The 14053-nt window shown below is 31.7% G+C and carries 13 protein-coding genes and 2 riboswitches; of the genes, 5 read left to right on the top strand and 8 right to left on the bottom strand.

Annotated features, from left to right (window positions below; translation table 11 throughout):
• The first annotated feature begins 58 nt into the window (after positions 1 to 58).
• A riboswitch (glycine riboswitch) is annotated at positions 59 to 137 on the top strand.
• Between the two features lie 2 nt (positions 138 to 139).
• Positions 140 to 228, top strand: a riboswitch (glycine riboswitch).
• A gap of 8 nt (positions 229 to 236) precedes the next feature.
• The gene (locus tag CLVI_RS02725) at positions 237 to 1676 is read left to right on the top strand and encodes an alanine/glycine:cation symporter family protein (protein WP_106058664.1); all 1440 of its coding nucleotides are present in this window, start codon (positions 237 to 239) and stop codon (positions 1674 to 1676) included.
• A 78-nt stretch (positions 1677 to 1754) separates the two neighbouring features.
• Here CLVI_RS02725 and CLVI_RS02720 read toward each other — a convergent pair whose 3' ends face one another.
• Complete coding sequence (locus CLVI_RS02720) at positions 1755 to 2027, bottom strand: acylphosphatase (protein ID WP_106058583.1); 273 nt, start codon at positions 2025 to 2027, stop codon at positions 1755 to 1757.
• 116 nt (positions 2028 to 2143) lie between these two features.
• Between CLVI_RS02720 and ndk the strand changes: the two genes are divergently transcribed.
• Positions 2144 to 2548: a nucleoside-diphosphate kinase gene (gene ndk / locus CLVI_RS02715; protein WP_106058582.1), complete on the top strand. Its 405-nt coding sequence runs from the start codon at positions 2144 to 2146 to the stop codon at positions 2546 to 2548.
• A gap of 68 nt (positions 2549 to 2616) precedes the next feature.
• On the opposite strand, the gene CLVI_RS02710 is transcribed toward ndk, so the two are convergent.
• From CLVI_RS02710 to CLVI_RS02690, 5 genes are read right to left on the bottom strand one after another with little or no spacing between them, the layout of a single operon-like run.
• A complete protein-coding gene (locus tag CLVI_RS02710; RefSeq protein ID WP_106058581.1) occupies positions 2617 to 3660 on the bottom strand; it encodes an ABC transporter substrate-binding protein in 1044 nt (347 codons plus the stop codon).
• Complete coding sequence (locus tag CLVI_RS02705) at positions 3644 to 4447, bottom strand: ABC transporter permease (protein ID WP_106058580.1); 804 nt, start codon at positions 4445 to 4447, stop codon at positions 3644 to 3646. The genes CLVI_RS02710 and CLVI_RS02705 overlap by 17 nt, the downstream gene beginning before the upstream one ends.
• Positions 4441 to 5280: an ABC transporter permease gene (locus CLVI_RS02700; protein ID WP_106058579.1), complete on the bottom strand. Its 840-nt coding sequence runs from the start codon at positions 5278 to 5280 to the stop codon at positions 4441 to 4443. Before CLVI_RS02700 ends, CLVI_RS02705 begins: the two co-directional genes overlap by 7 nt.
• Positions 5273 to 6322 carry a spermidine/putrescine ABC transporter ATP-binding protein gene (gene potA / locus CLVI_RS02695; protein ID WP_106058578.1) on the bottom strand — a complete coding sequence of 350 codons (1050 nt, stop codon included), beginning with the start codon at positions 6320 to 6322 and terminating at the stop codon, positions 5273 to 5275. The genes CLVI_RS02700 and potA overlap by 8 nt, the downstream gene beginning before the upstream one ends.
• A 24-nt stretch (positions 6323 to 6346) precedes the next feature.
• Positions 6347 to 6886, bottom strand: a complete 540-nt coding sequence (locus CLVI_RS02690) for a helix-turn-helix domain-containing protein (RefSeq protein WP_106058577.1) — start codon at positions 6884 to 6886, stop codon at positions 6347 to 6349.
• Between the two features lie 278 nt (positions 6887 to 7164).
• Between CLVI_RS02690 and CLVI_RS02685 the strand changes: the two genes are divergently transcribed.
• Complete coding sequence (locus CLVI_RS02685; protein ID WP_106058576.1) at positions 7165 to 7998, top strand: hypothetical protein; 834 nt, start codon at positions 7165 to 7167, stop codon at positions 7996 to 7998.
• 74 nt (positions 7999 to 8072) lie between these two features.
• Here CLVI_RS02685 and CLVI_RS02680 read toward each other — a convergent pair whose 3' ends face one another.
• Complete coding sequence (locus CLVI_RS02680) at positions 8073 to 10619, bottom strand: transglycosylase domain-containing protein (RefSeq protein ID WP_106058575.1); 2547 nt, start codon at positions 10617 to 10619, stop codon at positions 8073 to 8075.
• A 97-nt stretch (positions 10620 to 10716) separates the two neighbouring features.
• On the opposite strand from CLVI_RS02680, the gene yunB reads away from it, so the two are divergent.
• Positions 10717 to 11364 (top strand): sporulation protein YunB, encoded by a 648-nt coding sequence (gene yunB, locus CLVI_RS02675; RefSeq protein WP_106058574.1) that lies wholly within the window; start codon positions 10717 to 10719, stop codon positions 11362 to 11364.
• A 100-nt stretch (positions 11365 to 11464) separates the two neighbouring features.
• Here the strand turns inward: yunB and hpt are convergent, their stop codons facing one another.
• A complete protein-coding gene (gene hpt / locus CLVI_RS02670; protein ID WP_106058573.1) occupies positions 11465 to 11989 on the bottom strand; it encodes a hypoxanthine phosphoribosyltransferase in 525 nt (174 codons plus the stop codon).
• Positions 11990 to 12191: 202 nt separating this feature from the next.
• Here hpt and hflX point away from each other — a divergent pair, with 202 nt between their 5' ends.
• Positions 12192 to 13988 (top strand): GTPase HflX, encoded by a 1797-nt coding sequence (gene hflX, locus CLVI_RS02665; protein ID WP_106058572.1) that lies wholly within the window; start codon positions 12192 to 12194, stop codon positions 13986 to 13988.
• The last annotated feature ends 65 nt before the right edge of the window (positions 13989 to 14053 follow it).

Here is a 14053-nt window from a genome sequence, read left to right as displayed (position 1 = left end):
TTTTAGTAGAATATGGTGTAAAATTGCTATGTTGTATATATAATTGAATTGTGTCCGGTTGAAGGTGGCGGGAGAGAAACATTAAATTGTTCACCGAAGAAGTAAATCTTTCAGGTATAAAGAACCGTTGCTGGACGGGCCTCTGGAGAGACTCACAAACGAGGAGCACCGAAGGAGCATGGCCTTTACAAAATAAAGGTCGAAACTCTCAGGTAAAAAGGACAGGGGATATAGGTATGCTTATTTTGGCATATCATTTATTATCTCCTCTAAAAATTATTATTTTAAGGGGGATTTTTTTCGTGGATCTACAAGGTATTTTACAAAAGATTAGTGAACTTATATGGGGGACACCTTTATTAGTACTATTAGTTGGTACAGGGGTATATCTAACAATAAGATTAAAACTATTACAGATTTTCAAACTACCACTGGCGCTTAAATACGTTTTTGGTAAAGATGAAGAGTCAGAGGATGAAAGCACAAAGGGTGATGTAACAAGTTTTGCTGCATTATGTACAGCTTTATCTGCAACGATCGGAACTGGAAATATAGTAGGAGTCGCAACTGCTATTACAGCAGGGGGACCTGGAGCATTGTTTTGGATGTGGATAGCAGCTTTCTTTGGTATGGCTACTAAGTATGCTGAAGGGGTACTTGCTATAAAATATAGAGAAGTAGATGAGAATGGCCAAATGGCAGGGGGACCTATGTATTATATACAAAATGGTCTTGGACTTAAGTGGCTTGCTAAGATATTTGCTATTCTAGGTGTGGGGGTTGCATTCTTTGGAATTGGAACTTTTGGACAAGTTAAATCAATTTCAGATGCTGCTAGTATCACTTTTAATGTACCAGTAATTGTAACTTCAGTAATTGTTACAATTGTTGTTGCTCTTGTAATTTTAGGTGGTATCAAGAGAATATCTAAGGTCTCTGAAATGGTTGTACCTTTTATGGCAGTTTTATATGTTCTGGGAGCTATGTTAGTACTGATTTTTAATTATACTGCAATTCCAGCAGCGGTATCATTAATATTAAACAGTGCATTTAACCCGGAAGCAACTTTGGGTGGAGTAGCAGGTATAACAGTTCAAATGGCTATTCAAAAGGGTGTTGGACGAGGTGTCTTTTCAAATGAAGCTGGCCTTGGAAGTGCTCCAATAGCCGCAGCTGCAGCAAAGACTAATTCTCCTGTTAGACAGGGGCTAATTTCAATGTCAGGTACATTTTTTGATACTATCATAATTTGCACTATGACTGGTCTTGCTATAATACTTACAGGTTCACTAGATACTGGGCTTGAAGGGGCAGCATTAACAACAGCAGCCTTTGAAACAGGACTACCTTTTGCTGAAATAGGCAAATATGTAGTAAATATAGGGCTAATATTCTTTGCCTTTACTACAATTCTAGGCTGGAATTACTATGGTGAGAGATGTATGGAATATCTAGCTGGTGTAAAAGCTATTATGCCGTATAGAATAATATTCATTGTTCTTGTAGCAGTAGGACCTTTTATGCCACTAAATTTAATATTTATAATAGCGGATATAGTTAATGGACTTATGGCCCTACCTAATTTAATTGGAATTATAGGACTTAGGAAAGTAATTGTACAGGAAACCGAAGCGTTTTTTAAAGATCTCAAGGAACAAAAAAAGATAGAAGCTTAAATATAATATTAAATAAAACTCCTTTTAAATTCTTTGGATTTTATTTCAAAGAATTTCGAAGGAGTTTATTTTTTTCTATTAATATGTAATTTTAAATTTTTTATCATTAGTAATAACATCTATCCTTTTCATAGAAAAATCATTAACTCTAATAAATCTATTTCCTTTTCTTATTATAGAGATGAATTTCTGAATATCTTCTTCAGACCCTTGAACTTCCATTTCAACCATACCATTATCCATATTTCTAGCTAGGCCTGTTAAGGAATATTTAGCGGCGTTACATTGAGCAAAAAATCTAAATCCTACACCTTGAACTTGTCCATCTACTACTAAAAAATATCTAACCATTATATGTCCTCCAATACAAAATATAAATTAATTATAGCATGAAAATAAAATATTTCAAATATTCAGAAAATTATGGTATAATTTAACTCACAACATTTGTTTAGGAGGTCAAGGGTATGAGAGAGAGAAGTTTAATACTAATAAAACCAGATGCGGTTGAAAGAAATTTAATTGGTCAGATAATTAATTGCTATGAAGAGGTGGGCCTTAAGGTCATGGCAATGAGGATGGAAAACATTACTGAAGAAGTTGCAAGCAAACATTATGCGGAGCATAAAGGTAAAGCTTTTTATGATGAATTGATAAAGTATATTACAAGAAGTCCACTTTGTGCAATAATATTAGAAGGTAAAGACGCTATAAGCAAGATAAGACAGCTTAATGGACATACAAATCCAGCAAAAGCAGAAGATGGTACTATAAGAAAATACTTTGGAGTAAATCTTACTGAAAATTGCGTTCATGCTTCAGATTCAGTAGAGACTGCTAAACGAGAAATTGCAATGTGGTTTCCAAATTAAATTTATAATGGAATAAAAAATTCCTGAAGAAATCTTTATTAAAAAAAGTTTCTTCAGGAATTTTTTCATTAGCTTTTTATTCTAATCCATTCATCGTTATAGAATTTAAGTGTGTCATTTGGAAGACTTCTATAAACTTCACAATCATCTAAGATTTCATCAGAAGGATAAGTTTCCTTTACCTGATCATCCAGCATTTCAAATGTTTCGGAATTAGGAGTATAGTATCCGATATAATCAACATTTTGTTTGGAATTTTCAGGGTCTGTCAAAAAGTTTATAAATGCTTCTGCGCCCTCTTTATTAGTGCATGATTTAGGAATTACCATAGAATCAAACCATTTGTTTGAACCTTCAATTGGAACTACATATTTAAGTTTAGGATTTTCAGCCATAATATAAGCTGCATCTCCAGACCATACAGTAGCAATGGAAGCCCCATCTTCTATCATACAATCCTTAACTTGATCCACAAACCAAGCTTTTACTAAAGGTTTTTGTTCAATCAGTAAGTCAGCAGCCTGTCTAATTTCATCTGGGTCTGTAGAGTTCATTGAGTATCCAAGTTTTTTGAGACCGATGGACATGGTCTCACGAACTGATTCAAACATTACTATATCCTTAGAGTAAGTTTCATCCCAAAGGATATCCCAACTCGTAACAGGGCTTGTTATGACCTCAGGATTGTAGATTATACCAATAGTTCCCCACATATAAGGAACTGAGTACTTATTATATGGATCATAATCAAGGTTTTTATAATCTTCATCTATATATTGATAATTAGGAATGTTATCAAAGTTAATTCTCTCAGCCATATCCTCTGCAATCATCTTTTCAATCATATAATCTGAGGGAAAAACTAAATCATAGCTGTTACTTCCAGATTTGATTTTAGAGTACATCTTTTCATTTGTATCATAGGTTGAGTATTGGATCTTAAATCCAGTCTCTTCTTCAAAGTTACTTATCAGATCTTCATCAATGTAGTCACCATAGTTAAAAACATTAATTATTTTAGAATCACCAGCATCTTGTCCACAACTAACCAATAAAGCTACAGATAAAATATTAGCTAAAGCTAAAGCAAGAAATCTATTTAGTTTTTTCAAACGCTTTACCTCCTACCATTTGTTTTTTATTTACTATAAGTAATAAAATTAATACTACTATAAACATAAGAGTAGATAAAGCATTAATTTCAGGTTTAATACCACGTCTTGCCATGGAGTATATCTCTATTGATAGGTTAGTTACTCCAGGACCTGCTGTAAAGAAAGAAATAACAAAGTCATCTATAGACATAGTAAAGGCCATTAGAAAGCCTGTGAATATCCCTGGTTTTATCTGAGGGATGATTATTTTTTTTATGGCATAGAAATAAGTGGCACCTAAGTCTTGGGCAGCTTCGATAGTATTCTGAGGAAGCTGTTTAAGTTTAGGTAAAACAGATAATATTACATAAGGTATACAAAAGGTAATATGTGCAAGTAACATTGTAATAAATCCAAAGTTCATTTTTAAAAATATAAATAAGGACATAAGCGCAATACCGGTAACAATATCAGGATTTAATATTGGAAGATAGTTTGTATTAAGTAAAAGTTTCTTTGATGCACCCTTTTTCATATTATGAATACCTATTGCAGTTATAGTTCCAATAATAGTTGAAATAACTGAAGCTAAGACAGCAATCAATATAGTATAGTATAAAGCACTTAATATCTTATCATTTTGAAGTAATTCTCCATACCATTTAAAGGTAAAACCATCCCAATTGGCCATAGATTTCGAATCGTTAAATGAAAAAACCATTAATGTAACTATGGGAGTATATAGAAAAATAAAAACAATAATAAGATAAAACTTTGTAAGAAAGCTTTCAAATTTATTTACCATAGTGTAGCACTTCCTTTCTTATCAGTTTTATCAAACCTATTCATAATTGCCATAGAAATTAATATTACAAGCATCATAAGTAAGGAGATAGCAGATCCTAAATTCCAATCACCCATGGTGGTAAATTGTTGCTCTATTAAATTTCCAAGGAGCATAGATTGTCCACCACCAAGTAAACTTGAAATAATAAAAGTTGATACAGCTGGCATAAATACCATAGTAAATCCTGATATTACTCCAGGAATGCTTAAAGGAAAAACAATTTTACTAAAGATAGTTTTTCTGTCAGCTCCAAGGTCTCGAGCAGCATTAATTAAATTGGTATCCATCTTAATTAAAATTGTATATATTGGTAGCACCATAAATGGAAGAAAATTATATATCATTCCAAGAAGAACAGCACCATCATTATATAAAAATTGAATAGGATTTATCCCAAAGTATCCTACTATATTATTGATTAAACCATTTTTGCCTAGGATAGGTAACCATGCATAGGTTCTTAAGAGAAAATTCATCCACATAGGTACTATAAAAAGCATAATTACAAGATTCCTTCTAGGAGAGGAAATTTTTGAAATTATATGAGCCACTGGATATCCTATAATTAAACAAGCTAAGGTTGAAATTAAAGCAAGTCTAATAGAACGGAAGAATATCATTCCATACTGAGGATTTAATAATCTAGTATAGTTTCCTAATGAAAATTCATAACTATCACCTGAAACTTCAGTTAGGCTGAAAAATAAAACTATTAATAAGGGGATTATAATAAATAAGCAACACCAAAGAATATAAGGATATGCTGCTAGGGTGTTTCTTTTTTTATTCATTACGTGCTACCTTTCTCATAATGTGAATATCCTCTGGATAAATATCTAATCCAATAATAGAATCTACATCATGACATTTAGTATTCTGTATAATCCAGGATCTGTTATTTCCCTCAACTATCATTTCGTAATGAACACCCTTAAAAATAACAGATCTAACGGTTCCTTGAAGCATCCCCTTTTTACTAGAAACTATTTTAATATCCTCAGGTCTAATAACTACATCAATCTTTTCATTAGGATTAAAACCCCTATCAACACAGTTAAATTCCTTGGTGCAAAAAATAACCTTTAAGTCTTCAACCATAATTCCATCTAATATGTTGCTTTCTCCAATAAAATTAGCCACAAAAGAGTTAGCAGGTTCATTATAAATATCTTCAGGAGACCCCATTTGTTGAATCCCACCTTTGTTCATAACTACAATGGTATCTGACATGGTTAAAGCCTCTTCTTGATCATGAGTTACAAAAATAAAGGTTATTCCAAGTCTTTGTTGTATACTTTTAAGCTCTAATTGCATTTCTTTTCTAAGTTTTAAATCTAGAGAACCTAAAGGCTCATCTAAAAGAAGGACTTCGGGCTCATTTACAAGCGCTCTTGCAATAGCAACTCTTTGTTGCTGTCCACCACTTAGAGATTGAATATTTCTTTTTTCAAAGCCAGATAAGGAGACTAAGGTTAACATTTCCTGAACTTTAATATCTATTGTATCATTAGGAAGCTTTTTTATTTTAAGCCCAAAGGCTATATTCTCATAAACGTCCATATGAGGAAATAGAGCATATTTTTGAAATACTGTGTTTAATTGTCGTTCGTTTGGTGGAGTATTTGAAATATCATTGCCTTTAAAAATAACTTCGCCAGAGTCTGAGGTCTCAAACCCCGCTATTATATTGAGGGTGGTAGTCTTACCACAACCAGAAGGACCCAGAAGAGTTAGAAATTCATTACTCTTAATATTTATGGATAAATTATTTAAAACAATGGTATCTCCATAGTGCTTTGTAATTCCTTTTAATTCAATTATATTTTTAGTCATTCAAACACCTCTTTCTTTTTATATTTAAAAGGATGGGGGAGTGCTAATCCAAATAATCTTAGCTTGAGTTTTACAAGGGTTTGAAATGTAGTGACTTTCTTTAGCTTTAAAGTAGAAGCTTTCACCCTTCTTCACTTTATATTGTCTATTACCTAAATGCAAAAGAATACTTCCTAATAAAACAAAGCCAAACTCTTCACCTTCATGAGGCGCCTCATCTACATATCTGCCCTCAGCCTCTAAAGTTACCATAATGGGTTCCATTGCGTTTTTCTGAGCATTAGGAACTAGCCACATAAGTTTATATTTTAGATTATCATCTTCAGTTTCAAACATATCTTCATAGCCAAAGGTTACTCTCTCTTCCTCCACTTCGCTAAAAAATTCAGTTAAATTTGTACCTAATATTTCTAACATATCCATAAGAGTTGCAATAGACGGGGAGGTTAAATCATGTTCTACCTGAGATATAAAGCCCTTTGAAAGCTCACATCTATTTGCTAACTCTTCTTGAGTTAACTGTTTTTCTGTTCTTAATTTTCTAATTTTTTCACCTATTTGCAAAATTTACACCTACAATCTATTTATTAATAATAACTATTACTAAACTTAAAGTTTAAAATTACTAAACAAAGCCATTATATAAATTTTTTTCAATAAAATCAATAGTTTTCATGCTTTTATACTAAAATTATGAATAGCAAGAGATTAATACTGTTTATACTGAGCATTAAATATGAAGAGAAACAATAAAAACCTTTATTAAAAATAATTAGTGTTGTAGAATAAGAAGCAAGAGAAGACAAAAAATATTAAATAAAGTTGTGTGTTGGAGGTAACTAATGAGTTATAAAAGTAAAACTATTATAATTTTCGGATCCTTCATTTTTCTTTTGATAGGTGCAATAATATCAGTGTATGTTTTTGTTGGTGCCGGCTCGAAACAAATTAAGGCTGCTGAAAAATTTATGAACGAACTACAGAGTAATAATATAATTACGATGGATGAGGGAAATAATGATTATAAATCTACTAAGAAAAGTGATTCTGAAAACAAAAAAGAATATTATAGTATAACAGTAGGAGACTATAGAATTAATGTGGATTCAGATTATAATGTATTAGGCTTTAGTAATAAGAATAGTAAGGCTACAGAGATTAAAATAAAACCTGATGAGGCAGAAAATTTAGGAGAAGAGTATTTAAATGAAATATATAAAAGTGGATTCAAATTTAAGGAAGTTACAAAGGAAGAAGTGGGTAAGAGCTCACCATATTATACAATAGTATTTTCTAAATTTGAAAATGGTTACGCTTTTTACAGTTATGATTTATCGCTAAATATTAATAAAGAGACAGGTATCCTTGATGGATATTCAAATTCTTCAATTGATAAGGAACCAAGTACAATTGCTATTAATTTAGATTTTAAAACAGGGCAAAAGATAGCACTAGAAGATTTTTCTAAATTATATAAAGGTGGAGTAGTTGCTGAAGATAGTTATGAGGCATTTTATGCGAATAAGGATAATAATTCATTAGAATTATGTTATATAATTACTATTAAAGGAACAGACGAAAATAGTAAAGAAATAAAGTTAAGATATTTCATATCAACAGATACAGGAAATATAAATAACACTGAGAAGAGTAATATTACAAATACAACTGCATAAAAAAACAAATAATAAAGAGTACTGATATTAATCAATATAAGATTAATATCAGTACTCTTTTAGTTATATATAGTTTATGTCTTTTTATTAGTAATGTCCTTGGCGGCATCTGTAATAGCTTTAGCTGCGTCCTTAGCCGCTTTAGTAGCAGCATCTTTTATTGAAGTAGCCTTATCGGCAGCGGCCTTATCAGTAGCAGCCTTATCAGCAGTGGCTTTCTTTGCATCAGCAATAGCTTTAGCAGCTGCAGCGTCAGCAACTGAAGTGTCAACTGTATCATCAGTTGCTGTTGGAACAGTTGATTCATAATCATCTGCTGCAGGATTTGCAATAGCTTTCTTAACAAATACCTTCTGCACAATTAGACCAGGTGGTGTATTAGCTGTTGCAAGCTTACCATTTAACCTATTAATTTTAACTAAAACATGATTTTCACATAAGCCTGTGGGCTGAGTTCCATCAATGAAAAGTTCTTCATAAACCCTATCACCTCTTGGATCGCTAGAGCAAAGAGACGTAGGCAGTTTGCCAGAGTCTTTACAAACTGCAACCTTCACGAGTCCATCAGGTTGTTCAATGTCTTTAACTTCATAACCCTCATGAGCTTTAGCCATTATTTTAGCCCAGACGCCTGCTGCACTATTAGAATTAGCAGACATTGTTTCAGGAATATCATAACCTAACCATACAGAGGCTGAAAGGTATGGAGTTACACCTGTAAACCATAAATCCTTGGTATCAGTTGTAGTACCTGTTTTACCAGATACAGGCATGTCACCCCATTTTGCAGCAGGTCCTGTGGTACCACGAGAACCCTTTAAAATATCATATAATATATAGGCAGTTTGGGGTGAGAATACTTCCTTTTGTTGAACTTCAGCTTCTAGAATAACATTGCCTGAAGCATCTAATACCTTAGAATAAAGTTTTGGTGAGGTGTAAGTTCCTCCGTTACCAAATACTCCAAATGCCGAGGCAGTTATATAAGTATTACCACCATCTTTATCATTATTAAATTGTCCAAGGGCCAAAGCCGCCATGGAAGATTTTGAAGCGTCATTATAAATTAGACCAACTTTTTCACCGTAGGCAATACCAGTTTCTAACCCTATGGCATGTTCAACTGAAACAGCAGCCACATTTTTTGATTTGGTTAAACCGTCCCTTAAGCTAATATTACCGGCAAAGGCAAAATCATCATTATTAGGAGCATAAGGATCTCCGCTTGGACCATAAAGTTTACCTATGCTTTCAGGAATAGGTGAGTCATCAATTGTTGAACCAGCTGTTAATATTTTTTCATTAATAGCTGGGCCATAAACAGTAAGAGGTTTAGTAGTAGAACCTATTGGCCTTAGGGAAGTATAGGCTCTATTTGCTGATTGAGCAGCATGTTCACCACGACCACCTATCATAGCAATAACTTTACCAGTTTTATAGTCAACTATTGTAGCTGATGCTTGAAATTCTGGAGTTTTAGTTCCCTCTATATAGGTTTCTGCATGGCCAACATTTCCGGCACCAAAATTATTTAATGCAGTTTGTGTGTAATCTTGCAATTCTCTATTCATATTAGTTTGAATCTTAAGACCACCATTTGCTAATAATTTTGATACTTCCTCATCAGAATATTTATATTTTGTTTTTAAATCCGCTTTAACCTGAGAGACTGTTGGATTAATATACCATTCATATTGAAGAGTATAATTTTCTTTTTTAGATGAGAACACAAGACTACCAGCATCGATATCTGCTATAGCTTGATTGTATTCATCAACAGATATTTTCTCAAGCTCCTTCATTTTACCTAAAACAGATTTAGTTCTAATAATGTAAGGAGTAGGGTCTTTAATATTATTTTCATTATAACCACTGTAGTAGGTTGGTGCTTGTGCAACCCCAGCAATATAAGCACATTGTATAAGAGTAAGTTCAGATGCAGATTTACCGAAATAAAGCTTTGCAGCTGCTTCCACTCCGTAAGATGTTCCTCCTAGAGGAATTGTATTTAAGTATTGATTTAATATTTCATCCTTTGATAATTCTTTTTCTAGGTTAAGAGCTAACCAAATTTCTTTAATTTTTCTCTCTACGATAAAATCTTCATCAGTTAAAATTGTGTTTTTAAGTAGTTGTTGAGTTAAAGTTGAACCTCCGTGTAGCCCGCTTTCACCAGAGAATACTTTAGATACATCTGTTAAAAAAGAGCCAACAATTCGTCTAATATCTATACCGCTATGGGATTCAAATCGCTCATCTTCTATGGAAATAAAAGCATCTCTTAAATCCAAAGGAATTTTATCGAAGGTTATTATTGTTCTATCGACTTCTGTATGCAAAGTATCCATAAAGGCTTCTTTGTCGTCATACAATGATGTAGGCTGACTTAAATTAGTAACTGCATTAACATCTAAAGGTGGTGTACTCTTAAGAACAGCAAAAATATAGCCAGCTCCTATAACCATTAAAGTTAATGATAAAAATAAGAATACAAAGAAAGTTCTTTTTAAAATAGTTCTAAACTTACTTTTGGGTTTCTTTTCTTTTTTGTTGGGAGAATTATTATTCCCTGGAGAGGTCTTAGAACTAATTGGTTTATTTAAATTTTTATCTATAGCCATTTGTTCCTCCTGAATTTTATTCAATTTGATTATAATAATTTATCTCATAGCATAATTATAATATGATTAAACTAATAACTCAATACAAAGGTGGAATATGAAATATTATGTAAAACGGAGGAAAGTAAAAATAAAGCCCTATATACTAGTTATAATTACCATTTTTGCCTTATTTAATCTTTTTCTATATTTTTTTGATACAAGAGTTCTTCCTGCTGTTTTATTAAAATCTCAAAGTATGGTTAAGGCGCAAACAGTTCAAACCATAAGTGAAACTAGCCTGGAGCTTTTCAATGATGAGTTTAAGTATGATGAGATGATAATAATTGATAAGGATGAGGCGGGGGATATAAATCTAATAAGAGCAGATACTGTAAAACTTAATTATTTATCCTCACAACTTTCAATAAAATGTAATGAGAAACTTCAAAAAATGGGGGATTTAGGGGTGAAAGTTCCTGTTGGATGGATAACTGATAAAAGTGTTATGTATAATTTAGGACCGAATGTAACTGTGAAAATAAAGCCTATTGGGAGTATTAAAGTTTCTTATGAATCAGTGTTTGAAAGTGCTGGTATAAATCAAACTCGACATAAAATATATTTAAATGTTGAGGCAACTGTTAAAACAATCATCCCTTTACATAACGAAGAAATGACTGTTACATGTGAAATACCAGTATCGGAAACAATAATAGTAGGGAAAATTCCAAACACTGCAATTAATCTTGGAGAAACCAAATAAGTAAAATATTTGTTTATTAAGAATCAATGAAAAATATATTTGTTGATTCTTAATAAATTAAATAATATGTATTAATTTATAATGATTAAAAAGTTACTAGCTAGTTTTCCCAATTAAAAACATAAGGAACATTTCTATAATAATTACCATAATCTAGCCCGTATCCAACAACAAAAACATCTTCTATTTCGAAACAACAATAATCTGGATGAATATTAGCCTTCCGTCTTGAAGGCTTATCTAATAGAACACAACTTTTAACTGAATTAGCCCCAAGATTCTTAATGTGGTTTATTATAAATTCCATTGTATATCCAGTATCAACGATATCATCAACTATTAATACATCATAACCTTGTATGTTATCTGGAATATCATTTATAATTTTAACTTCACCGGAACTTGTCTCACTATGGCCATAACTTGAAGTAGTCATAAATCCTACCTTAACTTTGCCATCGATAGCACGAACTAAATCTGCTGTAAATATAAAACTACCTCTTAATAAAGAAAGAACATATAAATTCTTGCCTTCATAATCCTTTGCTAGTTCCCTACCAAGGATATTAACTCTCTCATCTATAGTCTCCTTTGATAAAAGAATATTACGCTTTTTAGTATCCATAATTATCCTCCGCCTAAATAAAATATTTTTAATTTTAGTATTATTATTTATTTAATACTAATTCATATTACATAATTTTTATTAATGTTGCAACTTTAAATTATAGCTTAATAAAACAAGGGTTATGTTTACAACTTGTAATTGTTAGTATAAAATTAGAGTAAAGGTGTAAAAATAGGAATATATACGAGGTGATAATATTATGATTAATGGAAATATAGGTGGAGTTAAAGATTTGTTTTTAGAGGAATTAGAACAAATTTATACCGTTAGAGTTACAAAAGATGAAGTAGTAAATGAAAGTATTGTAGATATAATGACTAGAATATCAACTTTAATTGATAGAGAAGTTAGTGTAGCTATAGATAGGAAGGGAAAAGTACATTCAGTTGCTATAGGAGACTCAGCATCTGTTGAATTACCCTTACTTGATATTAGAGAGGGAAGACTTTCAGGAGTTAGGGTAATACATACCCATCCAAATGGTTACTGTAATTTATCTGCATTAGATTTATCAGCTTTATCAAAATTAAAGCTAGATGCTATTGTTGCTATTGGAATACAACAAGGAAAAGTAATAGATTTTTCCATTGGAATGTTAAATGTATATAATGATACTTTAATCTGTGAGGAGAAGAGTAATTTATCAATGGAAGAACTACTTGCAACTAATATTTTAGATAGGGCAAGGCATATTGATAGCTTAATAAAAGAAAATGATATTAATGAGGACGATGAGGAAAAAGCAATTCTAGTTGGCTCTGATACAAAAGAAAGTTTAGCAGAATTAGTGGAACTTGCAAGTGCCTGTGATATACCAGTATTAGATACAGTATATCAAAGTAGAAGCAGAATTGACCCAGCCTTTTTCATAGGAAAGGGTAAAGTTTCAGAAATAACATCTTTAAGACAAATAAAAAAAGCAAATTTAATAATTTTTGATGATGAACTATCTGGATCTCAAGTTAGAAATTTAGAAAATGCTACAGGAGCAAAGGTTATAGATAGAACTACTCTTATATTAGAAATATTTGCAAGAAGGGCTAAAAGTAAGGAATCAAAAATACAGGTAGAACTTGCCCAACTTAAATATAGAAAAAGTAGACTTCAAGGTCTTGGAATTGTTTTATCTAGAACTGGTGGAGGAATTGGTACTAGAGGACCTGGTGAAAAGAAACTTGAGACAGATAGAAGAAATATAGATGAAAGTATTTATGATTTAAATGACGAGCTTAAGAAAATCAAGAAAAATAGAGATGTTCAAAGGGTAAAGAGAAGTAAAGAAAGTATTCCTAATATTTCTTTGGTGGGATATACAAATGCAGGAAAATCTACACTAAGAAATGCTTTATGTGAAATGGCAGCAGTAAAAGAAAATAAGGGTAAAGAAAAGGTATTTGAAGCAGATATGTTATTCGCAACATTAGATATTACAACTAGAGCTATAGTACTTAAGAATAAAGGTTTAGTTACATTAACAGATACTGTTGGTTTTGTTAGAAAACTACCCCATGATTTAGTAGAGGCATTCAAATCAACTCTAGAGGAAGTCCTTTATGCTGATTTACTTTGCCATATTGTAGATGCATCATCTGATGTAGCATTAGAGCAAATGGAGGCTGTAGAAGACGTTTTAGGACAGCTTGGTGCTGGGGAAAAGGAAACTATATTAGTTTTAAATAAAATTGATATGGTAGATAAAGAAGTTTTAATAAGCCTTAGAGAGTCTTTGAATTATGATGAAATAATTGAAGTATCTGCAAAGGAAGGAAATAACTTAGACGAGTTACTTCAATTAATAGAGAGAAAATTACCATATAATTTAATTAAGGCAGAATATATAATCCCTTATGACAAAGGAGATATGGTATCATTTCTTCATAGAAATGGAAGGATATTAGCAGAAGACTACAGGGATGAAGGTACCTTTATGGAAGTAGAGGTAGATCAGGAAGTTTATAATAAAAGTATTGAATATATAATTAATGTTATAAAATAAAATAAAGTTCTGTAATGATATTAATAGAAATCATTACAGGATTTTTTTTGCATTATAAATATGTT

This window comes from Clostridium vincentii, from assembly GCF_002995745.1.
GTDB lineage: Bacteria > Bacillota > Clostridia > Clostridiales > Clostridiaceae > Clostridium > Clostridium vincentii.
The sequence above is the reverse complement of the archived record's forward strand: the minus strand, read 5'-3'. Positions and strand labels throughout refer to the sequence as shown.

Coding starts and splice junctions, on each gene's coding strand:
- CLVI_RS02725 (WP_106058664.1), top strand. CDS start 237: ATGCTTATTTTGGCATATCATTTATTATCTCCTCTAAAAATTATTATT.
- CLVI_RS02720 (WP_106058583.1), bottom strand. CDS start 2,027: ATGGTTAGATATTTTTTAGTAGTAGATGGACAAGTTCAAGGTGTAGGA.
- ndk (WP_106058582.1), top strand. CDS start 2,144: ATGAGAGAGAGAAGTTTAATACTAATAAAACCAGATGCGGTTGAAAGA.
- CLVI_RS02705 (WP_106058580.1), bottom strand. CDS start 4,447: ATGGTAAATAAATTTGAAAGCTTTCTTACAAAGTTTTATCTTATTATT.
- CLVI_RS02700 (WP_106058579.1), bottom strand. CDS start 5,280: ATGAATAAAAAAAGAAACACCCTAGCAGCATATCCTTATATTCTTTGG.
- potA (WP_106058578.1), bottom strand. CDS start 6,322: ATGACTAAAAATATAATTGAATTAAAAGGAATTACAAAGCACTATGGA.
- CLVI_RS02685 (WP_106058576.1), top strand. CDS start 7,165: ATGAGTTATAAAAGTAAAACTATTATAATTTTCGGATCCTTCATTTTT.
- CLVI_RS02680 (WP_106058575.1), bottom strand. CDS start 10,619: ATGGCTATAGATAAAAATTTAAATAAACCAATTAGTTCTAAGACCTCT.
- yunB (WP_106058574.1), top strand. CDS start 10,717: ATGAAATATTATGTAAAACGGAGGAAAGTAAAAATAAAGCCCTATATA.
- hpt (WP_106058573.1), bottom strand. CDS start 11,989: ATGGATACTAAAAAGCGTAATATTCTTTTATCAAAGGAGACTATAGAT.
- hflX (WP_106058572.1), top strand. CDS start 12,192: ATGATTAATGGAAATATAGGTGGAGTTAAAGATTTGTTTTTAGAGGAA.